The following is a 22340-nucleotide window of genomic DNA, read 5'->3' as shown; positions in this document are numbered from 1 at the left end:
TCTATTTATCAGCATCGATTACTGATTGGATCTGTTTCATAAGAGTGTCATAGTTATTCTGGTCATCGATACCGCCGAGCATAGGATCTCCGACGATATTACCATTCCTATCGACAAGTATGGTTGTAGGAAATGCCATGATGTCGGAGGCATATTTACCTATGTTTGAATCAGAGTCAATGGAAATATTGCGGTATTTGGCACCCTGACTGTCAAGAATGGCTGCGGCCTCCTTGATAGCATCTTCGTTTCCGTCAAAGGTCTCTGTGTTGATACCTACTACCTCGCCTCCCATCGATTTGATGGCATCGTTTAATTCATTAAGCTTGGATAATTCTGCGACACAAGGTTTGCAGCCGGTAAACCAGAAATTAACGACCGTTACCGCATTATTGGAAAACAGGCTTTCGTCAACAGAATTACCATCGAAATCCTTACCGGTGAAACTCTTGAAAGGTGTGATTTCTTCGGAACTGTCGTTCTGGTCGGCGCTTTCTGATCCTGTATTATTATTTTCGATTTCGGATATCTGCTTTTCAATCTGTCTGATGGTTTCAATATCATCGTTAAGTGTTTTCAGTTCATCATCTGTAAAGGATTCCTTGTTTGATTCCACGGCGCCGGCCAGATAATCGGCATAATCTCCGCTTGGATCAGCGCTGCTTTTATTCATCATGCCAAATACCTTGTTCCATACATCCGCATGATCTGCAAAAATCTGGTTCTCCTGCTGATATAAATCATCCAGCTTCGTGTTGGAATTGTCCGCAGCTTCAGTGGTGGCTTCTGTCTGGTTTTTTTGTGAACTCTCAGTTGTGGCAGATCCTGATCCGCTACATGCCGTGAGAGATAATGCTGCACAGAGAGTGATAATAGGTATTAATGTTTTTTTTGTCTTCATAGATAATTGCTCCTTTAAATAATAATTTAGATAATATTAGTGTGGCTGATTGTTACACGTTGGTTTTGGAAGATTGCTTATGTCCCTTTTGGGAACATGGTCTCCCCATAAACTGATAGCAGATCGCGTCTTTTGGACAGGCCTTTATACATGCTCCGCATCGTATGCATTCCGGATGATTTGGTGTTTTGCATACATCTACATCCATTTTGCATGCCTTTGAACACTTACCGCATCCGACACATTTGCTGCTTTCAACCTTGATATTCATAAGGCTGACCTTGTTAAATAATGAATAGATTGCTCCAAGAGGACAAATCCATTTGCAGAAAGGTCTGTAGAACAAAATACTCAGTATAATAACCGTAATTAAAATAAGGCACTTAAAAGAAAAAAGCTTTCCGAGAGCAGACCGTATAGCGGTATTTCCAAGTGAAAGTGGTATAGCTCCCTCTAAAACACCCTGTGGACAAATATACTTACAGAAGAACGGGTCTCCCATTCCTATGGAGTTCGTTACAAGCATCGGCAGAAGTATAACGAAAACAATCAGGATGATATATTTCAGGTATCTTAACGGTTTCAGTCTGGCTGTGGAAAATTTTTTCCCCGGTATTTTATGAAGCAGATCCTGAAACCATCCAAATGGGCACAAAAAACCACATATAAATCTTCCGAGGATCACACCGAGCAAAATGAAAAAACCGGTTATGTAGTATGAAAACTTAAATTTGAATGAGCCGACAACCGCTTGGAATGCCCCGATCGGACACGCTCCTGTTGCAGCGGGACAGGAGTAACAGTTTAATCCCGGTACGCATACTGTTTTGGCTTTGCCCTGATAGATCTTGCCTTTAAATAAATTGGGGATGTGAATATTGGTAAGCAGCGTGGCAGCTGCCTGTATCCATCCGCGTATTCTGGCTGTTTTTTTTGATATTGATTTGTTCTTATCCAATTCCTACACACTCCAGACATAATTTTATTGCTTTGCTGAGCACGGCAGCCGCTTCACCTCTGACTACACCATAGCTGATCATTGCTATACCTGTGATGAGTAAAACGATCTGAGATATTTTCCTGTACTTCAAGATATTGCAGCTCCTTTCTTGATTGTGTTTGTTGACCAGCTGACTTAGGTATTATACAATAGCTGTTGTAAAATTTTTGTTAAGAAACAGGTGAAAGATTTTTGAGATTATTAATAGTTGAAGATGAGAAACAAATATGTGATATGGTTGCGAAAAGCCTGTATGGTGTTGGGTATGAAGTGGATACCTGTTATGATGGGGAAGAGGCTCTTGAATGTATCCTTACGGAGGATTATGATCTGATCGTTTTGGATCTGAATCTGCCCGGTATGGATGGAATGGAAATCTTAAGAGAACTCAGACGGGAAAATGAGGAGACAAAGGTTATTATATTATCTGCAAGAGGACAGATCGCGGATAAGGTTGAGGGACTGGATGCAGGTGCAAATGATTATATGGAAAAACCATTTCATATAAAGGAACTTGAAGCACGTATCAGAAGTCTGACAAGAAGAAAATTTGTGCAGAAGGATGTATGTCTGGAAAGCGGCGGGATAAGCTTTGATACGATAAAACGTGAGGCATATGCAAAAGGGGAAAAGGTTTCCCTTACAAGAAAAGAAAATGGTATTTTAGAATATCTGCTTCTCAATCTGGGAAGACCGGTAAGTCAGGAAGAATTGATGGAGCATGTCTGGGATGCATCCGTGGACAGCTTTAGTGGAGCAATTAGAGTACATATGTCTTCGCTTAGAAGAAAGCTTAAGGCAGTGCTCGGATATGATCCGATTTTGAACAAGGTGGGAGAAGGGTATAAAATACGAGAGGAGGCCGACAGATGAAAAGAATATCGCTACAGTGGAGACTTACATGTATAATTACATTATATATTGCGCTTATATGTGGATGTCTGACTATGCTTATTTATAAAAATGGTGTGTACTATATTGATTCTCTGCAAGAGACTGTTGATGCCAGGGGAGATGATAACGGAAGCTCTTCGGATGAAATATATATCAGCATTCCGGAGGATAACTGGGATGATTTTGCAAATGATTTTTCCGTTCAGGTGTACAATAACAAGGCAGACTACAAAAAAAACAGCCTGATAATTTCAGCCTTGCTGGCGCTTCTGGGTGGTGTGGCCACGTATTTTATCAGTGGACATGCCCTAAAGCCGATTGGTAAGTTTTCTGATAAGATTGAAGAGGTACAGGCACAAAATCTGGCAGATTCACGAATAGAAGAAAACAATGTTAAAGAACTGAACCAACTGAGTGTTTCGTATAACAAGATGCTTGAACGTCTCTCGGATTCATTTGATATACAGAGACAATTTACCGCAAATGCGGCACATGAGCTTCGAACCCCATTATCTTTAATGCAGATACAGCTTGATTCATATAATTCCAATCCGCATCCGGGCAATGATGCAGATACCGAGCAAACGATAAAGATGGTTACGGAACAGAATGACAGACTCGGTAAAATGGTAAAAACCCTTCTGGATATGAGCGAGCTTCAAACTGTGGGGAGAGACGATGTAATAATGGTCAATGCTCTTGTTGATGAAGTATTGGCGGATCTGGAACCGCTTGCACAGGAAAAAAATATAAAACTTATTGGAAAATGCACGGATATAAGGATGATCGGAAGTGATATCCTTATTTATAGGATGGTATACAATCTTGTTGAGAATGCTATAAAATATAATCATTCTGGGGGACGGGTTACAGTGACCGCATATCAAAAGGAAAAACATATTTACCTGTCAATAGAGGATACCGGAAATGGAATCCCGGAGGAACTCAGGCAGCGTGTGTTTGAACCGTTCTTTCGTGTGGATAAATCCAGAAGCCGGGAACTTGGTGGTGTCGGACTTGGACTTGCACTTGTTCATGAAATCGTAAGTGCGCATGATGGGACAATTACAGTTAGGTCTAATCCATCCGGAGGTACGATTTTTGATGTGAGTTTTACCCAGTGATCATTCCTGAAATGTGTGTGAAAAAATAAAATAAAAATAATTAGCACTCACCTCTTGACAGTGCTAACAAAAAATGTTATGTTAACTACTGTAATGAAAGTGTATCTTGAATTACAGTAGTTTTTATATGTCAGGAGGTAAATGATTATGGATATGGACAAATATACAAGAAAGTCGCTTGAAGTAATAGAAAAAGCGAAAGATAAAGCCCTGGAATATGATAATCAGGAGCTTGCACAGATTCATTTACTTGCAGGATTGCTTGAGATAGACGAAAGCCTTATTTCGAAGATTTTTGAAAAACTCGATATAGATGTAACAGCAGCGGTAAATAGGGTGGAAGATAAGCTTGCATCACTGCCAAAAGTAAGTGGTGGAAATCTGTATGCCGGAAATAATTTTTCAAAGGCGCTCATTCAGGCTGAAAAGGAAGCAAAGCAGATGGGAGACAGCTTTGTATCGGTTGAGCATATGTTCCTTGGACTGATCGAAAAAGCCGATTCCGATGTGAAGCCATTGCTTAAAACATGGGCGATCGATCGGAACACATTTTTAAAGGCTCTGGCAGATATCAGAGGAAATAAAAAGGTAGACAGTGAGAATCCGGAAGATTCCTATGAAGCAATGGAGAAGTTCGGATACGATCTGGTGGAACGGGCAAGAGAGCAGAAGATCGATCCGGTTATCGGACGAGATGCTGAGATACGAAACGTGATCCGGATCCTTTCCCGTAAGACCAAGAATAACCCGGTTCTGATCGGTGAACCTGGTGTAGGTAAGACAGCGGTTGCAGAAGGTCTGGCACAGCGTATTGTCAGAGGTGATGTGCCGGAAGGCTTGAAGAATAAGAAGATATTCGCACTGGATATGGGTGCGTTGGTTGCCGGTGCCAAGTATCGTGGTGAATTTGAGGAACGTCTGAAGACAGTTCTGGATGAAGTAAAGAAATCAGAAGGTGAGATAATCCTCTTTATTGATGAGCTGCATACGATCGTTGGAGCCGGTAAGACAGATGGCGCAATGGATGCAGGCAATATGTTAAAGCCTATGCTTGCCCGTGGCGAACTGCATTGTATCGGTGCAACGACACTTGACGAATACAGACAGTACATTGAAAAGGATGCCGCTCTGGAACGTCGTTTCCAACCGGTACAGATCGATGAGCCGACGGTAGAAGATACGATCTCCATTCTTCGTGGTATCAAGGAAAGATATGAGGTGTTCCATGGAGTTAAGATCTCGGATGGTGCATTGGTAAGTGCAGCGGTGCTTTCCAACCGGTACATTACAGATCGTTTCCTTCCGGATAAAGCGATCGACCTTGTCGATGAAGCCTGTGCGATGATCAAGACGGAGTTGGATTCCATGCCGACCGAAGTTGATGAGATCACAAGAAAGATCATGCAGCTTGAGATCGAGGAAGCCGCACTGAAGAAAGAGGAAGACCACCTGAGTAAGCAGAGACTGGCGGATATACAGTCAGAGCTTGCAGAGTTAAAGGATAAAGCAAATAATCTGAAAGCCAAATGGGAGAATGAAAAGGCAGGCGTTGAGAAGATCCGTAACCTGAAAGAGGAGATCGAGAAGATCAAGAATGATATTCAGGTTGCCCAGAGAAATTACGATCTGAACAAAGCAGCCGAATTGCAGTATGGCAAACTTCCGGCAGCTCAGAAAGAGCTGGAACTGGCAGAGCAGTCTGCATCGGAGAAAGAACGAAAGCTGGTACATGAGGTCGTATCAGAAGAAGAAATTTCGGAGATTGTATCCAAGTGGACCGGTATTCCGGTAGCCAAACTGACGGCGAGTGAAAAGAGTAAGACACTGAATCTTGCAGATGAACTTCATAAGAGGGTTGTCGGTCAGGATGAAGCTGTTGAATATGTCAGCGATGCGATTATCCGTTCCAAAGCAGGAATCAAGGATCCAAGCAAGCCGATCGGCTCATTCCTGTTCCTTGGACCAACCGGTGTAGGTAAGACAGAGCTTGCAAAGACACTGGCAGAAGCTTTATTTGATAATGAACAGAACATGGTTCGTATCGATATGAGTGAATATATGGAGAAATACAGTGTATCCAGACTGATCGGAGCGCCTCCTGGATATGTAGGCTACGATGAAGGCGGACAGCTTACCGAGGCAGTCCGTAGGAAACCATATTCGGTTGTCTTGTTCGACGAAGTAGAGAAGGCACACCCGGATGTATTCAATGTATTATTACAGGTATTGGATGATGGACGTATCACGGACTCACAGGGCAGAACGGTAGACTTTAAGAATACGATCATCATCATGACATCGAATATCGGTGGTGTGGATATCGCAGAAGGCGGTGGCGAGATCACGGATGAGATACGGGAGACAGTTATGAACAAACTGAAACAGCACTTCCGTCCGGAGTTCCTGAACCGTATCGATGAGACGATCATCTTCAAGTCATTAAGCAAAGAGAATATTGGCAGTATCGTTGATCTTATGGTCAAGGATCTGAACAAACGTCTGGCTGGACAGGAGATCACGATCAAGCTTACGGATGAGGCTAAGAGTGCGATCATCGATCAGGGCTATGATCCGGTCTATGGTGCAAGACCATTGAAGCGTTTTATTCAGAAGAATGTTGAGACACTGGTTGCCCGTATGATCCTTGCAGGTGAAGTATCCACCCAGTCAGCGATCATCATTGACTATGACGGTCAGAAATTGACAGCGAGAAATGAGAAGTAGTAATATAAACAGGTAGTAAATGCCTGGTGACAACTAAAATAAGCATGATAAAAGGGATTGGCATTGAAAATATTTTTCGGTGCCAGTCCCTTTAATCTTATTTTAATGATGGTATGCCATTGTATATTAAGATAGGGAGGTTGTGTCCATGCGCATTTTGGTTGTTGAAGATGAATTGGATCTGAATCATATAATATGTAATAAACTGACAAAAGAAGGATACAATGTAGATGCCTGTTTTGACGGGCAGGCAGCACTTGATTATCTGGAGACGGCAAGTTACGATGGAGTTATAATGGATATTATGATTCCGAAAAAAGATGGTATGTCGGTTTTAAAAACAATCCGGGCAGAAGGAATACAGGTTCCGGTGCTTTTTTTGACTGCAAAGTCCGAAACGCAGGATATTGTCAGGGGACTGGATGCAGGAGCCAGTGACTATATGACAAAACCGTTTGAGTTTTCGGAATTGCTCGCAAGGTTAAGGGTAATGCTTCGTACTGTACATATAAGTAATGACAGCATATTGAATTATGGGTCATTACAGATTGATACAAATAATCACCGGGTTGTCCGGGATGGTGTGACTGTCGATCTTACAGTCCGGGAATATGCAATCCTGGAATATCTGGTGCGTAACAGGAACATTGTTGTCACAAGAGAGCAGATCCGTGCAAATATATGGAGCATTGATGATGATATCAATTCAAATGTAGTTGATGTATATATTCGATATCTTCGCAGAAAAATCGATGATCCTTTTAAAGAAAAACTGATACATACGATCCGGGGAGTAGGTTATAGACTGGAATGTTAAAAAGGAAAATCTCATTTATTAATTTTACTGTTATTGTTTGTGGACTTATCATTGCAGCAGGAACGATATGTCTTTTATTGATGCAGAAGAATCTGATCAAAGAGGATACTAAATATCTGGCTTATACAGAACTGGCGCAGGAAGTGAAACGTGCAAAAAAAAATATAGGATTTGATGAGAATGAGAATCCGTATATAAAAAGCGATTTTTACAATCTGGAAGAGAAAGATACTTACAACGAAAATGTATATGTGTTTTTACAGTCAAGAGACGGAAGTTTTCTTGATGGCAGAATGCCGGATGATTCCAGAACCGGGCTTGATATCGGATTACAGAGTCTTACAAAAGTAACCTTTCAGGGAGAGCGTTATTACGTAGCAACCAGACGTGGAAAAATGAAGAATGGAACGGAGGATGACAGTTTTTATCTGGTATGTGCTATGATATCGGAACAGGCGGTGAAAGAAAATTATCGCGGACTGTGGCATCAGTCATATTTGGTGATAGGAGTTGTTGGCGCATTTTTTATTTTATTTGCCCTTTTATTAAGATATCTGATCGCTGTACCAATGAGACAGTTGAATGAATCGATAAAAAAGAGCGGAGAGAATCTGGATTTTACGGATAGTCTGGAATACAAAGGATGTTTTAAAGAACTTCAGATGTTAACAGATGCAAATAATCATTTGTACCAGAGAGTGCAGCAGGAGTTGGAACGTCAGGAAGAATTTAATGCGAATGTATCCCATGAACTTCGTACGCCTATTGCTGTTATGCATGCACAATGCCAGGTGTCGAGAGAGGTGGCAGAAAAGAAGCAGGATAAAGAAGCAATAAAAAGTATAGAGGTATTTGAGCGACAGACAAACCGTATGAAGAATCTGGTTGATCAATTGCTTCAGATGACTGCAATAGATAGAAAGGGGACAACATTCAGTATGGAAGATATTGATGTTCGGGATGTAATTGAATCTGCATGTGATGATATAGCATATATTGATACGAAACAGATTACATTTGAATATTCCTTTCAGCCGACTATCATACATGCAAATATGAATCTTATCTATATTGTTATAAATAACTTGCTTTCAAATGCTGTAAAGTATAGTAATGAAGGAACTAAAATCTATGTGTCCTGTGGAGAGAAAGACGGAAAGTCGTATATTCGTATTCAGGATGAAGGCTGTGGAATAGAGAAAGAAAATATATCCAAAATATTTGAAAGCTTTTATCGGGAAGAAAAAGATCGTAATGCGGAAGGTTTTGGTCTGGGACTTTCACAGGCAATGAAGATTGCTGAGTTATATGGGGGAGGGATTTATGTTGAAAGTACAAAGAATAAAGGAAGTATTTTCACATTTTTTATTCCAAAACCTTAAAAATAAATAGAAGAATGTCGAATTTTTAATAGAGCTTTAATATTGGATTTTTATAATCCGATATTAGGGTTCTTTTTTTATGTAGAAAGAACAATATATCGAGTAGGACTTGCTTGGAGGATTATATGAGAAATTATAAACGATTGATTCATTTGTTACTTGGACCGGTTCTATTCCTGTTGGCATGCTTTCTTTTACCGCATGCAGTTCTGCCGACATTTGCAGAACGGGCAGCAGTTGGAACGGTATTCTGGATGGCATACTGGTGGGTAACAGGTCCGGTAGATTATGCAGTAACGGCGTTTTTGCCGATTGCGATCAATGCAGTAGTTCCTATGGCGGAGATGAAGGCCATAATATCGAATTATGCGGACGAAACGATTCTGCTATTGCTTGGAGCTTCGATCATAACAGTATTATGGGAAAATACAGGACTGGACAAACGAATTGCAATCACGTTTCTGCGTCTGATCGGAAACAGTCTTAGAATGCAGCTTGTGTTCTGGTTTGCGTTGTCAATGGTATTATCTGCGGTGCTTCCGAATGCAGTAGTATGCGCAACGATCACGCCGATCGCAGTTTCTATGCTGAAATATATTGGAATGGATGACGTGAAAAACAGCAAGACGGCATCGAAGATCCTGCTGACGATCGCCTATGCGACAGGACTTGGTGGTCTGGCATCTCCACTTGGTGGTGCTATGAATCTGGTAACGGTGGAATATATCCAGCAGTTGACCGGAAAAGAATATATGTATTCCTCCTGGGTTATCCGGTTCCTTCCGGTTATGCTGATCCTAATGCTGATCAATGTAGTATTTATTCTTCGTGATGTAAAGAAGACAGATCTGTTAGGTGGTTCCAGTGAATATTTTGCGGAACAGTACCGGAAGCTTCCAAAGATGAGCTTTGAAGAAAAATCCGCACTTGTGCTGTTTGTAGTGGCAACAGGTCTGGCATTTACCAGACAGCTTTATCAGGATATATTGCCGGGATTAAAGCCTGCATATGTATTTATCATCTGTGCGATCATCGCCTTTCTTTTTACAAATAAAGAGGGAAAACGGATCATGGTCTGGAAACAGGTGCAGGGAAAGATCGTCTGGGATCTGATGTATATATTTGCCGGAGGTCTGGCACTTGGAAGCCTGATCAATGCAACAGGTGTTGCAAAAGCACTTGGAGAAGTGATTTCTTCCCTTGATATGAAGGGTGGTTTTGTAACGATCCTGATCATTCTGACTGCAACACTACTGTTGTCGGATGTGACCTCAAATACAGCTACGGCAGCGGTTGCGATTCCACTTGTGATCTCAATCACACAGGGATGTGGGCTGAATCCGATTCCGTATATATATGTAGCATCCATTGGTGTGAACCTGTCTTATATGCTGCCAACGTCGATCCGTGCGATTCCGGTGGGATATGGACTGGAACCAAAGTATATGTTCCGGGAAGGCTGGAAGATTTCCCTTATCATTATTCTTGTAATGTCGATAATTTGCACATTGTTATTAAAATACTGGAGCGCATTCAGTACGGTGTAAAAAAAGCCATACAGAAACAGGCGTGAAACAAAGAGAAAGAAATGGAGAGAAGGCATGTCTGTCGTATCATACATATTTATAGTATTCTTAGCATTTACAGTTTTAATATATTATATAGTACCAAAGAAAATCCAGTGGTGGGTGCTCCTTGCCGCAAGTGTGGTTTTCTATGCTTATAGTGGGATTGATGATCTGCTGATCGTAGTTGGAACTGCATTTCTGGTATATCCGTTGACAATGTTGATGGAGAAAAATCTGGAGGAACAGGACCGGCTGCTTCTGGATGCAGATAAGAGAGCTGCAAGAAAGATAAAAACAGCACAGAAAAAGAAACGAAAGAAATATCTGGTGCTGGCATTGCTGATCGTAATAGGTGCGCTTATTGTATTCAAGGTGACAGGATTTGCCATCGAGAACATCAAACGTTTTCTTCCATACGAAGCGATACAGCGGATTCCGGATTGGCATTTCCCTGCACCGCTTGGAGTTTCTTTTTATTCCTTTATGATGATCTCTTATCTGGTTGATGTCTATAACGGAAGGATCCATGCACAGAAGAATTTTCTGAAATATCTGTCGTATGTATTATATTTTCCACATATTACGCAGGGACCGATTGCGCGATATGAACTGGTTGCGCATCAACTATGGGAAAAGCATAAGTTTGATTATGATACGGTGATAAAAGGTACATGGTTGATTCTGTGGGGAGCACTTAAGAAAATGGTGATGGCAGACCGTATCAGTCCATTTGTGACAGAAGTATTTAAACATTCTGATCAGTATGAAGGTATGATCTTCTTTCTGGCGGCGGTTATGTATTCCATCCAGATTTACTGTGATTTCTCCGGATGCATGGATATCGTACGTGGTGCGTCGGAGTGCTTTGGCATTACGCTTGGAGAAAATTTCAGGCGGCCATATTTTTCCCAGACGTTGCCGGAGTTCTGGAGAAGATGGCATATTTCACTCGGAGCGTTCTTCAGAGAATATGTATTCTATCCGGTATCGACTTCAAAGATCCTGTTGAAATGGAATACCAAGGTGCGGAAATATCTGGGAAATGCCATAGGAACCGGATTTGCCTCTTGTGTACCAATCCTGTGCGTATGGATTCTGACCGGACTCTGGCATGGGGCAAAGTGGAATTATATCGGCTGGGGACTGTTTCACGGAATTCTGATCTGCTTATCGACATTATTTGAGCAGCCGGTTGCTAAATTAACAGAGAAACTGAATATACGGACAAACTGTATAAGCTGGAATATATTCCGGATGCTTCGGACATTTTTATTATGCGTGATCGGACGTATCATTTTTATGGGAAGTGGAATTCGTGCTTCCTTCCATATGATAGCTTCCTGTGTGGTTGACCGTGGTACATTTTATGACATTATAAATACATTTGCTTTGTCCCAGCGGGAATGGGGACTGATCCTGATTGGTTGTCTGATCCTGTTATGTGTATCAGTTGCACAGGAGATCCGGGAGCAGATGGGGATCAAAGAGGATATCAGAAGCTGGCTGCTACGTCAGAATCTCTGGCTGCGCTGGCTGGTTCTGATCGTTGGAATTTTATGTGTATTGACGTTTGGTGTATATGGTTCCGGCAGTCAGATCGCATTCATCTATGAACAGTTTTAAGGGTAGGAGAACAAAACATGAAAACAGGAAAGAAAAAGGTTTTGGCAATCATAAAAAAAGTAATTTCAATCCTACTGTTTTTTGTCATATTGTTATATTCTATATCGAAGGTCGGACAGTTTGCCAGACCGGATGAGAGTGACGCAGAGGCATGGGCAGAGTATTACGCGGAAGAAAAGGATACGGTCAATGTATTGATGATCGGATCCAGTGCGATATTCCGTTATTGGAATCCGCCACAGGCATATGAGGAACAGGATTTTACCTCGGCTATGCTGGCTAGCTCGATCCAGGATCTGAATATGGCACCATATATTATGGAAGAAGCGGTAAAAAGTCAGAACGTGGACGTGTTTGTTATCGAGGTCAGAACCATGATCGCCAGAAATACAAATGATGATCACAGCCAGGAAGAACGGGACTATTGGTTTGAACTGCTTATATCCGGCATGAATCCATCCATAACAAGGTTGCAGGCAATTCAGTCTATACATGGTGGAAGCTGTGTGAAGAAAGCAGAAATGATGTTTCAGATATTAAAATATCATAATAACCTGCTGGAATTTGACCGGGAATTTATGATCAATCGTCTGAACAATCCATCCAGTGATGATAAATTTGCAAGACCAAAATCAACGATCACGAATCTCAAAAACAAAAAACCGGATTATACAACGGATCAGAGCCTTGAACTGTCACAGGCGTCTAAGGATACTCTGGATGCAATCGAGAAAAAGGCAAAGGAACTGGGGAAAAAGGTGCTGTTTATAGCGACACCGTATGTACCGGATGAGAGTCAGATCCGGGAGCAGCTGGCTGTGGATGCCTATTGTGAGGAACAGGGCTATGACTGCCTGGATCTAAATCAGTATGTTGATGAGATGGATATTGATTTTAAAACGGATTTCTATAATCCAAAGCATACGAATATAGCAGGATCAAAAAAGGTGACAAGCTTTCTTGGGGCATATCTGAAGGAGAAGTATCAGTTGCAGGAAACTCTGACTGAGGATCAGAAGGTAAGCTGGGAAGATGCCTGTAAGGTATGGGATGAGGAAGATCGGAAATTTATGGAAAAATGGAAGAAAAATGTAAAAAAGATTACAAAGAAAAAGGAGAAATAACAGGATCGATATGGAAACCGTGCTTCATTATATAAAAAAATATGCAGAGACACAACCGGATACGCTGGCTGTCTGTGAGTTAAAAAAACATCTGACATATGCGGAGTATTGGACGGCAATCAGAAAGATGGCAAATGCCCTGCTTCAGAATGGTATAAAAAAGAATGCACATGTTATTTTACGATGCACACAGAATATTGAATATATGGTTTTGTTTTCAGCCTTGCAGTATATGCAGGCGCTTGTGATTCCTGTTGAGCGATCTACTTCACCGGAGCGTATGCAGGAAATCAGGGATAAGGTGGATGCAGAATGGCTGATCTCAAACAAAGAGTCAGATGGACTTCGCTGGTTATCCCCGAAGAAGCTGATGGAACAGATGGAGAATACAGAAGAACTGGATGTTCCGCTTCCAAATGCAGACTCACGTTCAATGCTGTTGTTCACAACGGGTACGACCGGCAGCTCAAAGGGTGTTGTCATGCATCATAAGAATGATGTGGCGATTGCTGGAAATGTTATGAAGGGAACGCAGATGAAACCGGGGAATGTGGAGATCATACCGATGCCACTCAATCATTCCTTTGGTATAAGACGGTATCAGTCGGATATGATTAATGGCGGAACTGTCTGTCTGATGAATGGTATGGCTATGATAGGCAATCTCTGGAAGATGCTTGAGCAGTACCATGCAACATCGATGGCAATTTCTCCGGCAACACTTGGAATGATCTTTCATTTGTCAGATGACAGGATTGCAGGATATGCCGATCAGATCGATTATATACAGGTGGGATCAGCCCCGCTTCCGGAAACGGACAAGGAAAAGCTGCTCCGGTATCTTCCACGTACAAGACTTTATAATTTTTATGGATCGTCGGAAGCTGGCTGCTCCTGTATTCTGGAATTCAGCCGTCAGAATAAGAATGGTTGTATCGGATATCCGACCGTCAATTCTCTAGTGCGGTTTATAGATGAAGAAGGGAATGTTATAGAGAATGGATCTGAGAAACAGCCTGCTTTACTGGCCTGGGGTGGTCCGATTGTTATGGAGGGCTATTACAATGATTCGGAGCTTACTGCGAAAACGGTAGTGGATGGATATGTTATGACAAATGATCTTGGCTATATGGATGAAGATGGCAGTATTATTCTGGTTGGACGGGCAGATGATGTTATCAACTATGGTGGAAGCAAGATCTCGCCGGCAGAGGTAGAGACTGTTGCAATCCGGTATCCGGGTGTGGCAGATTGTGCTTACAGTTCCGTTCAGGATCCGATCACCGGAGAATTGCCGGTTATGCTGATCGTGCAAGAGGATGGATTTGACGAAACTGCATTCCAGAGCTATATGCAGCAACAGGTTGAAAGCTATAAGTTACCGCAGAAGATATTCTATATCGAGAAAGTTCCGAAGACATTTAAAGGCTCGCTTCTTCGAAAAGAAATAAAAAAGATAGCAGAATCAAAGAATAAAGGAGAATAAAACTATGAATGATTTTATTGCAATGTTAAAGAAGATCAAACCGAATGTTGACTTTGAAAATGAAGATGCACTGGTAGATGATGGAATACTGGAATCTCTGGATATCATAACGATCATTGCAGAGATTGCAGATAAATACGATGTTATCATTCCAAGTGATGAGATCACATCTGATAATTTCAATTCCGCAGAAGCTTTGTACGAACTGGTAGAAGACCTGAAATGATTTTATCGTAAATATGTGCCGATAGTAAAAAGTATAGCAGGAAATAGAATGCCCTCAAAGAATGACAGGTCTGCCGTCAGACAGAGAAGATGTCAAACTATGAGGGCGTTTTTGTTATAAATCTGTGAAGTGTGTCGTAAAAAGCAGAGCGGGATGATATACTGAATGGATAGAAAAAAGAAAAGGATGTTGTATGTATGAGAATCTGACAGGCTGCATATCAGAAAAATACACTATCTGGCAGGAAGAATAAAATTATGAATGTAATAGAGGAAAAGAAGAAAAAAAGGCATATTCACAGAACCTTTCTTTTTACAGGGATAATTCTGGTTATAGTGATAAATGCAGCAGCGTGGGCTGCTCCGTGGATCAGTGGAAAGACGGGATGGGAAAACTGGTGCGACTGGTATGCGGAACATGTGAATCCGGTTATCGTTGCAGTATTTGCAAGATTTGGCAATCTGTTTTCCTTTTCAATCGGGGAGCTTATGATCGTTACGGCAATCCTGCTGATCCTTGCATTTCTGATCCTGAATATTCTGTTGATCTTTATAAGAAAGCATAAGGGATATCGGAGATTTTGCAGGATCTATGACCTTGTTATTGCATATATAACGGTTGCGATCTGTCTTATTATGACCGGAAACTGTACGATCTATTATCACTGTTCCTCGCTTCCTGTAAATGAGGAAACAGAGGAACGGCAGTATAAGGTAGAAGAATTGCAGGCACTTCGCAATTATATCGTAAAGCAGTGTAACGAATATAGCACTAAAGTAGAGCGGGATGAAAACGGATACATAACATATGATGGAGATATGCAGGAACAGGCGCGAAATGCTCTTCAGAAACTGTCCGGCCGGTATCCACGGTTGTCCGGTTACTATCCGGATGTCAAGCATATGATGTTTTCCGGGCTGATGAGCCAGAGTTATATGGCGGGGTATTATTTCCCGTTTTCGATGGAAGCAAACTGTAATGCAAATATGTATATCACAAATTATCCGGCAACCTATTGCCATGAGCTGGCGCATCTGCATGGGTATATCTATGAGGATGAGGCAAATTTTATATCTTATCTTGCCTGTATCGGCAGCGAAGATCCATTCTTTATTTATTCCGGGTATCTGAGTGTATTGTCCTATGTAGATAATGCCTATTATGAGGCTATCGGGGAGGATGCAGAACAGTATCTGGCAAATGAGAGGATTTCCGAACAGGTGCTTTCCGACGACATCTTTCTGCTCCCGGAGACTTGGAAAAAGGTAGAGGATAAGGCCATTCTATCGACGGATACCGTCAATCAGGCATCCAATACCTTCACTGAAACAAGCCTGAACCTGAACGGTGTCTCAGACGGTTTCGCAGCCTATGACCGCGTGACCGGACTGTTATTACGATACTACGATGAAGAGTTGTATTAAATGGTATGTTCATAAGAATTCGGCAATCTCTAACAGGATCATAGAAAAAGATTAACAGGTATCCGGTTTTATATACCTTTATGTAACAGACCTTTTTTCACGTCGGTCCTTAGCGAACTGCTAAAGGCAGTGAGGTTAGTACCGTTACGTGAAAAATAGAGCGCGAGCGTTCTGTGAAATAAAGGGTATATAAGACCGGATACCTGTTAATCTTTTTGCGAAATAGAACGAAAGTGATTTGCGAAATGAATGATAGCCTCCAGCTTCTTCCGTACGGTACATTATAATGCCAGCAGCTTCCTGCAGAGGGCAACATGTGCGTTCCCATCGGTCGTACAACTGTTATAGATCTCGACTGTACCCTGTTCAGCAGATTCTGACTTTAAGCCTGCGGCAATCAGGCGGCGACGCAGTTCTACGGCAGTTCCGTGGCTTCCGACAAAAATCTTGATATCCGGACCGACAACGGTTCGGATCATTTTTTCCACAAACGGATAGTGCGTACAGCCAAGCACGATCGCATCGATTCCCTTTTCCAGATAAGGCGATAGAATCTCCTGCAGATAATCATGAAGCTCCGGACTGTCCAGATCTCCGTTTTCCACAAAGCCAACCAGCTTTGGACATGGTACACGGTAGATTACGGATCGGTCTTCGTATGTATGCATAAGCGATAGAAACTTATCCTGTTTTAATGTCATAGGGGTAGCCATAACTGCGATCCGGTCATGTTCCTTCCAGAGAACGGCTGGTTTTAATGCCGGCTCAATGCCGATCACAGGGATGTCCGGATAGTCTGCACGAAGCATGGCAGCAGCAGCACTGGTTGCAGTATTGCATGCGATCACAATCGCTTTCGCGCCATGTTCAAGCAGGAATTCCACACAGTTCCGGCTTAGATGCTGAATGTCAGTGATCTGGCGTGTGCCATATGGAGCATTCGCGGAATCACCATAATATATATAATTTTCCTCCGGCATCAGTGAAACGATTTCTTTTAAAACACTGATACCGCCAATACCGGAATCAAATACGCCGATTGGACGGGAATTATCTTTCATTTGTAAAACCTCCTAAAAAAACCTGCACTTGAAAATTATACTACTATATGAAAAGAAAAGACAACCTATAAGTGAAAACAATACAAAACAATCTGCAGAAGACGATAAGACATAAATATTGGATAAACAGGGCGTACAGGAAAAAAGTTGCGTATTCTGTAGCAACCATATATAATCGGGGATGTGAGTACAGATAAAAACAAAAGAAAATAAGACAGAAATAGATCAGGTTAAATAAATATACTAAAACGGTCGGCAGACAGTCAGGAGGAAAGAAATGGAAACCGAGCAGAAACAGAGTACAGAAGCAGAGCAGAGTGAGAGATTGCAGCAGAATGTAGAAGATACGATTCCTGCAAGCCGGGAGCTGAAATCTCGGGTAAAAGAGAAGATGATCGAATATTATGCGGGAGATGCCAGACGGATCCATCATTTTCTGAAGGTTCATTCTTTTGCCAAGTTGATCGGGGAGATGGAAGGAGTCACAGGAGAAGAACTGGAGATCCTGGAAGTCGCTGCACTTGTGCATGATATAGGCATAAAGAACTCAGAAAAGAAATATGGATATAATACAGGAAAGACACAGGAAAAGGAAGGTCCGCCGGAAGCAGAAAAATTGCTTATTCCATTGACAGATGATGCTGCCTTTATTGAGCGGGTATGTTATCTGGTCGGACATCACCATACCTATTCCAATATTGACGGAATGGATTATCAGATACTGGTAGAGGCAGATTTCCTTGTGAACCTGTATGAGGATAAAGAGCATATCAAAGCAGTCCGGTCTGCTTATGAGAAGATCTTCCGGACACAGTCGGGAAGAAAGCTATGTAAGGAGATTTTTGCACTTTCGTAAAAATAAGGAAATCTTAACGGATTTTTAATTTTTGTAGGAGTACATGTGCTTGCAGGAACGGGATAAATTTTATATAATGAATTGATGTGCTAAATGGTACATGAAAAGACAGGTATTTATACTGGAAATAATAATGGATATGAATACAGAAACTTGGAATAGATCATAAAACACAGAAGATATAGTTATTAGGAGGATGTAATGAGTAAATATAAGATTAATACAACATGTGTACAGGGAGGTTATGAACCGGGAAACGGAGAACCACGTCAGGTTCCAATCTATCAGAGTACAACATTCAAATATGCAACAAGTGAAGATATGGGTAAATTATTCGATCTGGAGGCAGATGGATATTTTTATTCCAGACTTCAGAATCCGACAAATGATCTGGTCGCAAAGAAGATCTGTCAGTTAGAGGGCGGTGCAGCGGCGATGCTTACCGGTTCCGGTCAGTCAGCAAACTTCTATGCAGTATTTAATATTGCAAATTGTGGTGACCATGTTGTAGCATCAAATTCCATCTATGGTGGAACCTATAACTTATTTGCGGTAACGATGAAGAAGATGGGAATCGATTTCACATTTGTTGATCCGGACGCATCTGAAGATGAGATCCGTGCAGCGTTCCGTCCGAATACCAAGGCATTATTTGGTGAGATTATTGCAAATCCGGCTCTGACCGTATTAGATATTGAGAAGTTTGCAAAGGTAGCGCATGAGCAGGGAGTACCGCTTATTGTAGATAATACATTCCCGACTCCGATCAACTGTCGTCCGATCGAATGGGGAGCAGATATCGTAACTCATTCCACAACCAAATACATGGACGGACATGGAGCAGCTGTCGGTGGATGCATCGTAGATGCCGGAAAGTTCGACTGGATGAAATACGCAGACAAATTCCCGGGACTTACCACACCGGATGACAGTTATCATGGAATTACATATGCAGAGAAGTTCGGAAAAGAGGGCGCATTTATCACAAAGGCAACTGCACAGCTGATGCGTGATTTCGGTTCTGTACAGTCTCCGCAGAGTGCATTTATCCTGAATCTCGGACTGGAGAGTCTGCATGTCAGAGTAAAGCGTCATTGTGAGAATGCACTCGCAGTTGCAAAATATCTGGAACAGAATGATAAGGTTGCTTATGTGAATTACTGCGGACTGGAAAATGACAAATATCACGCACTTGCAGAAAAATATCTGCCAAACGGCTCCTGTGGCGTTGTAAGCTTCGGTGTAAAGGGTGGAAGAAAAGCAGCGGAAGAATTCATGAAGCACTTAAAACTCGGTTCGATTGAGACACATGTAGCGGATGCGAGAACCTGTTGTCTGCATCCGGCAAGTGCAACACACAGGCAGATGAATGATGAAGAACTGACAGCATGCGGTGTATATCCTGATCTTGTCCGTTATTCATGTGGACTGGAAGATGCGGAAGATCTGATCGCAGATCTGGAACAGGCATTTGCGCAGATCTAGGATCTGAACCGGTCTGAAATATAGAAAGAAGATAGCCACAGCAGAACTGTTATAGAAAATAGCAAAGGAAATATCCTGCTGTGGATGGAGGAAGAAATGAAGTTAAGAATTGCCAAGGGTTGTATTGTAATTATGCCCATGATCGGTACTCTGGGACTGTTTATATTTACATTTGTTGGAAAGATCATATACGGATGGGGACTGTTTGTTATCATGCTGCTGTTGTCTGGTATTATCAATCAGATGTTTTTCCGTTGCCCGCACTGTGGGAAGTCAATTCCTGCAAATGCGACACTGAATCAGAAATACTGTCCGTTGTGTGGAGCTGACCTTGGTCTTATTGATTCACCGTTCAGTTATTATTCGAAATGCAAAAAAAATAAGTATGGACAGTATCAGGCATACACTACAGTTGGGTATCTGGCATTTATTGTTGGTACAGCTATCGTATTATTTATTGTTGTAGCACTTCTGGGATTTGACAGTGTATTCAAGGGAACCGGAAGGATTTTGCTTCTGGCAGCAATTGCTCTGGGATTATTGATCGGTATGATGTGCAGATGCATTGTTGGATCAGCGGCAAAGCTGGATAAGGAATATCTGTATTGCTGCAAGATACCGGGAAGGTGGAAGCGTTATGCAATTGCAGATATCAGAGAGCAGGCGAATGAGCATAAACCATTTTATCATGTGGTAAGAGGGTATGTAATGATGACATCGCAGGGAGTTGTTGCAATTCCGGTAGCAACCTATAAAGGAGGAAGAGAATTCCTTAAGAAGCTGACAGAGTATATTGGGGAACCAATGGTCGATGTTATGCCGGAGATGGTAGCATCCAAGCGAAGCGAAGAAAGTAAGAAAGCAGAAGCTGCATATAAAGAATATAAGGATAGTTTAAAGGAGAAAGGTGCAAAATAAGCATGGAAAATGGCAATAAGATAAAGAATGAAGCGTTGTTAGAGGCGATTGAAATATTTAAAGCAGAGAACAATCAGCAGAATCTGAAGAATTTCATCGAGAAGCTGTTACAGGCGAGATTTATCCTGCCTGCAACATTGGATCCAAAACCGGTAAAAGATGATCAGGGAAGGATCATGGGAGATGGAAAATTCAGAGTAAATTTCCGTGTTATCACAGATAATACAGGAAAGAACTTCTTCCCATGTTTTACAAATGACGAAGAATTTGAGCATGCGATCAAGGAAGTAGAAGTTGAGAAGATGGCACTTACTTATAAAGAGGTTGCCCCACTGGTTCTGAATTCCAATGGTCAGATCCAGGGAATCGTGATCGATCCCTACACAGTTGGTATGCAGGTTCCGGATGCACTTATAAAGACAGTGGATGAAAGCAGAAAGAGTGTGCTTGAGGAGCATAAGAATACGAATATCAAGAAGCATACAATTCCGGCAAATACAAAGATCCGTTTAAGAAGTCCGAAATATATGCCGGTTGATATGTTGGATGAAGCAAAGAAATTCCTGGCTGAACGTCCAAATGTAAAGGCAGCTTATATCCAGATGATGGAAAAAGAAAATTCAGATGAAGAGTATCTGATCACAATTGATTTTGAAGGTGATGAAGAAGATTTATTTGATTCCCTTCTTCCAAAGATAAAACCGCTTGCGTTTGGTATTCCAATCGCACTTACAGGAACAGATAACGGACTTGGAAAAAAGGTTATAGAGAATACAGAGCCATTCTATAAAAAAGAAATTGTAGGAGATAATAATGTTTAAAAAATATCTGATCATGTTTCTGATATCTATGGTTCCGATCGTGGAACTGCGAGGTGCGATTCCATATGCAGCGGTATTCGGAATACCGACATTTCGTGCACTGATCATCTGTATGATCGGCAACATGCTTCCGGTTCCGGTGATCTACTGGTTCGCCAGACGGGTTCTGATGTGGGGAAAAGATAAGAAATATATAGGGAAATTTTTTACATGGTGTATTCAGAAGGGCGAAAAAGGCGGACAGAAGCTGCTTGAGAAAACAGGCGGCGGAGTCTATATCGCATTGATGTTGTTTGTCGGGGTTCCACTTCCGGGTACAGGAGCCTGGACGGGTACTCTGGCAGCCAGCTTCTTAGATCTTGACTGGAAGAAGAGTGCACTTGCCGTTATGGGTGGTGTTGTACTTGCAGGACTGATCGTGGGAGTTGTAAGCTACGGACTGCTTGGCGCGATTGCAGCATTATTCTGATATCATAAATATGGAATAATATTTTAATAAGAGATATGTCTGCAGGACGAGAGAAGCTGCAAAACTTGCAGGCGTATAAGGAGATAGATATGGTAAATCCGGCATCAATTTTTAAGATAAAATCCGCATGGGAGAAATTTGCATCCAATCATCCGAAGTTTCCGATGTTTTTACAGGCTGCGATGGCAAGCGGGATCAAAGAAGACTATATTATAGAAGTAAAGATCACGGATCCGGAGGGAAAGCAGATCTGTACAAATGTAAAACTGACAGAATCGGATATGGAATTATTCCATACCTTAAAGGATCTGAAGGGGTAAATACAGACAATCCAATAAATGCGGCATATTTCTTTATAAAATTAAAAAATAGAGAATATGTCTAAAAACAGAAAAAGATTTCTTGACTTGCACTGTATACTTGTGTTATTGTTAAAC

At 41.7% G+C, this 22340-nt stretch carries 21 protein-coding genes; 17 read left to right on the top strand and 4 right to left on the bottom strand.

Annotation, left to right across the window (positions count from 1 at the left end; translation table 11 throughout):
- Position 1: 1 nt before the first annotated feature.
- From DWW85_RS11710 to DWW85_RS11700, 3 genes are read right to left on the bottom strand one after another with little or no spacing between them, the layout of a single operon-like run.
- Positions 2-901, bottom strand: a complete 900-nt coding sequence (locus tag DWW85_RS11710; protein ID WP_117808735.1) for a TlpA disulfide reductase family protein — start codon at positions 899-901, stop codon at positions 2-4.
- A 52-nt stretch (positions 902-953) separates the two neighbouring features.
- On the bottom strand, positions 954-1859 hold the full coding sequence (locus DWW85_RS11705) for a 4Fe-4S binding protein (RefSeq protein ID WP_117808734.1): 906 nt from the start codon (positions 1857-1859) through the stop codon (positions 954-956).
- Positions 1852-1995 carry a CD1871A family CXXC motif-containing protein gene (locus tag DWW85_RS11700; protein WP_117785383.1) on the bottom strand — a complete coding sequence of 48 codons (144 nt, stop codon included), beginning with the start codon at positions 1993-1995 and terminating at the stop codon, positions 1852-1854. Before DWW85_RS11700 ends, DWW85_RS11705 begins: the two co-directional genes overlap by 8 nt.
- 98 nt (positions 1996-2093) lie before the next feature.
- Between DWW85_RS11700 and DWW85_RS11695 the strand changes: the two genes are divergently transcribed.
- From DWW85_RS11695 to DWW85_RS11645, 11 genes are all read left to right on the top strand, one after another.
- A complete protein-coding gene (locus tag DWW85_RS11695) occupies positions 2094-2774 on the top strand; it encodes a response regulator transcription factor (protein ID WP_117808733.1) in 681 nt (226 codons plus the stop codon).
- Positions 2771-3919, top strand: a complete 1149-nt coding sequence (locus tag DWW85_RS11690) for a HAMP domain-containing sensor histidine kinase (RefSeq protein ID WP_117808732.1) — start codon at positions 2771-2773, stop codon at positions 3917-3919. Before DWW85_RS11695 ends, DWW85_RS11690 begins: the two co-directional genes overlap by 4 nt.
- Positions 3920-4066: 147 nt before the next feature.
- On the top strand, positions 4067-6643 hold the full coding sequence (clpB, locus tag DWW85_RS11685) for an ATP-dependent chaperone ClpB (RefSeq protein WP_117808731.1): 2577 nt from the start codon (positions 4067-4069) through the stop codon (positions 6641-6643).
- Between the two features lie 148 nt (positions 6644-6791).
- Positions 6792-7460, top strand: a complete 669-nt coding sequence (locus DWW85_RS11680; protein WP_117808730.1) for a response regulator transcription factor — start codon at positions 6792-6794, stop codon at positions 7458-7460.
- Entirely contained in the window at positions 7454-8842 is a 1389-nt protein-coding gene (locus DWW85_RS11675; protein ID WP_117808729.1) for a HAMP domain-containing sensor histidine kinase, read from the top strand. The genes DWW85_RS11680 and DWW85_RS11675 overlap by 7 nt, the downstream gene beginning before the upstream one ends.
- 125 nt (positions 8843-8967) lie before the next feature.
- Positions 8968-10389: an SLC13 family permease gene (locus DWW85_RS11670; RefSeq protein ID WP_117808728.1), complete on the top strand. Its 1422-nt coding sequence runs from the start codon at positions 8968-8970 to the stop codon at positions 10387-10389.
- 54 nt (positions 10390-10443) lie between these two features.
- Complete coding sequence (locus tag DWW85_RS11665) at positions 10444-12033, top strand: MBOAT family O-acyltransferase (protein ID WP_117808727.1); 1590 nt, start codon at positions 10444-10446, stop codon at positions 12031-12033.
- Positions 12034-12050: 17 nt separating this feature from the next.
- Positions 12051-13157, top strand: a complete 1107-nt coding sequence (locus tag DWW85_RS11660; protein WP_117808726.1) for a hypothetical protein — start codon at positions 12051-12053, stop codon at positions 13155-13157.
- A gap of 10 nt (positions 13158-13167) precedes the next feature.
- Positions 13168-14643 (top strand): class I adenylate-forming enzyme family protein, encoded by a 1476-nt coding sequence (locus DWW85_RS11655; RefSeq protein ID WP_117808725.1) that lies wholly within the window; start codon positions 13168-13170, stop codon positions 14641-14643.
- Between the two features lie 4 nt (positions 14644-14647).
- Entirely contained in the window at positions 14648-14869 is a 222-nt protein-coding gene (locus tag DWW85_RS11650) for a phosphopantetheine-binding protein (protein WP_008401081.1), read from the top strand.
- A gap of 257 nt (positions 14870-15126) precedes the next feature.
- The gene (locus DWW85_RS11645; RefSeq protein WP_117808724.1) at positions 15127-16293 is read left to right on the top strand and encodes a DUF3810 domain-containing protein; all 1167 of its coding nucleotides are present in this window, start codon (positions 15127-15129) and stop codon (positions 16291-16293) included.
- Between the two features lie 281 nt (positions 16294-16574).
- On the opposite strand, the gene murI is transcribed toward DWW85_RS11645, so the two are convergent.
- On the bottom strand, positions 16575-17354 hold the full coding sequence (gene murI / locus DWW85_RS11640; RefSeq protein ID WP_117785297.1) for a glutamate racemase: 780 nt from the start codon (positions 17352-17354) through the stop codon (positions 16575-16577).
- A 391-nt stretch (positions 17355-17745) separates the two neighbouring features.
- Between murI and DWW85_RS11635 the strand changes: the two genes are divergently transcribed.
- The 6 genes from DWW85_RS11635 to DWW85_RS11610 all read left to right on the top strand — a co-directional run bounded on the left by DWW85_RS11635 (position 17746) and on the right by DWW85_RS11610 (position 22223).
- Complete coding sequence (locus DWW85_RS11635) at positions 17746-18210, top strand: HD domain-containing protein (RefSeq protein ID WP_117785384.1); 465 nt, start codon at positions 17746-17748, stop codon at positions 18208-18210.
- 201 nt (positions 18211-18411) lie between these two features.
- A complete protein-coding gene (locus DWW85_RS11630) occupies positions 18412-19695 on the top strand; it encodes an O-acetylhomoserine aminocarboxypropyltransferase/cysteine synthase family protein (protein ID WP_117808723.1) in 1284 nt (427 codons plus the stop codon).
- A gap of 96 nt (positions 19696-19791) precedes the next feature.
- Entirely contained in the window at positions 19792-20613 is an 822-nt protein-coding gene (locus DWW85_RS11625; RefSeq protein ID WP_242996193.1) for a zinc ribbon domain-containing protein, read from the top strand.
- Between the two features lie 2 nt (positions 20614-20615).
- Positions 20616-21434, top strand: coding sequence for an enhanced serine sensitivity protein SseB (locus DWW85_RS11620; protein ID WP_117808721.1), 819 nt, complete (start codon positions 20616-20618; stop codon positions 21432-21434).
- Positions 21427-21903, top strand: a complete 477-nt coding sequence (locus tag DWW85_RS11615) for a small multi-drug export protein (RefSeq protein ID WP_117808720.1) — start codon at positions 21427-21429, stop codon at positions 21901-21903. Before DWW85_RS11620 ends, DWW85_RS11615 begins: the two co-directional genes overlap by 8 nt.
- Positions 21904-21938: 35 nt before the next feature.
- On the top strand, positions 21939-22223 hold the full coding sequence (locus tag DWW85_RS11610) for a hypothetical protein (RefSeq protein WP_078070213.1): 285 nt from the start codon (positions 21939-21941) through the stop codon (positions 22221-22223).
- Positions 22224-22340 lie beyond the last annotated feature (117 nt).

The sequence above is a fragment of the Clostridium sp. AF17-21AC genome, assembly GCF_003461365.1.
GTDB lineage: Bacteria > Bacillota > Clostridia > Lachnospirales > Lachnospiraceae > Coprococcus > Coprococcus ammoniilyticus.
Note: the sequence above shows the minus strand (reverse complement) of the source record. Positions and strands in the feature narration are given on the sequence as shown.

Excerpts from the sequence above, each read along its gene's own strand:
- DWW85_RS11625 (WP_242996193.1), top strand. The coding sequence starts at position 19,792 with ATGAAGTTAAGAATTGCCAAGGGTTGTATTGTAATTATGCCCATGATC.
- DWW85_RS11655 (WP_117808725.1), top strand. The coding sequence starts at position 13,168 with ATGGAAACCGTGCTTCATTATATAAAAAAATATGCAGAGACACAACCG.
- DWW85_RS11665 (WP_117808727.1), top strand. The coding sequence starts at position 10,444 with ATGTCTGTCGTATCATACATATTTATAGTATTCTTAGCATTTACAGTT.
- murI (WP_117785297.1), bottom strand. The coding sequence starts at position 17,354 with ATGAAAGATAATTCCCGTCCAATCGGCGTATTTGATTCCGGTATTGGC.
- DWW85_RS11680 (WP_117808730.1), top strand. The coding sequence starts at position 6,792 with ATGCGCATTTTGGTTGTTGAAGATGAATTGGATCTGAATCATATAATA.
- DWW85_RS11650 (WP_008401081.1), top strand. The coding sequence starts at position 14,648 with ATGAATGATTTTATTGCAATGTTAAAGAAGATCAAACCGAATGTTGAC.
- DWW85_RS11710 (WP_117808735.1), bottom strand. The coding sequence starts at position 901 with ATGAAGACAAAAAAAACATTAATACCTATTATCACTCTCTGTGCAGCA.
- DWW85_RS11635 (WP_117785384.1), top strand. The coding sequence starts at position 17,746 with ATGATCGAATATTATGCGGGAGATGCCAGACGGATCCATCATTTTCTG.
- DWW85_RS11645 (WP_117808724.1), top strand. The coding sequence starts at position 15,127 with ATGAATGTAATAGAGGAAAAGAAGAAAAAAAGGCATATTCACAGAACC.
- DWW85_RS11690 (WP_117808732.1), top strand. The coding sequence starts at position 2,771 with ATGAAAAGAATATCGCTACAGTGGAGACTTACATGTATAATTACATTA.
- DWW85_RS11675 (WP_117808729.1), top strand. The coding sequence starts at position 7,454 with ATGTTAAAAAGGAAAATCTCATTTATTAATTTTACTGTTATTGTTTGT.
- DWW85_RS11615 (WP_117808720.1), top strand. The coding sequence starts at position 21,427 with ATGTTTAAAAAATATCTGATCATGTTTCTGATATCTATGGTTCCGATC.
- DWW85_RS11610 (WP_078070213.1), top strand. The coding sequence starts at position 21,939 with ATGTCTGCAGGACGAGAGAAGCTGCAAAACTTGCAGGCGTATAAGGAG.
- DWW85_RS11660 (WP_117808726.1), top strand. The coding sequence starts at position 12,051 with ATGAAAACAGGAAAGAAAAAGGTTTTGGCAATCATAAAAAAAGTAATT.
- DWW85_RS11630 (WP_117808723.1), top strand. The coding sequence starts at position 18,412 with ATGAGTAAATATAAGATTAATACAACATGTGTACAGGGAGGTTATGAA.
- DWW85_RS11620 (WP_117808721.1), top strand. The coding sequence starts at position 20,616 with ATGGAAAATGGCAATAAGATAAAGAATGAAGCGTTGTTAGAGGCGATT.
- DWW85_RS11670 (WP_117808728.1), top strand. The coding sequence starts at position 8,968 with ATGAGAAATTATAAACGATTGATTCATTTGTTACTTGGACCGGTTCTA.
- clpB (WP_117808731.1), top strand. The coding sequence starts at position 4,067 with ATGGATATGGACAAATATACAAGAAAGTCGCTTGAAGTAATAGAAAAA.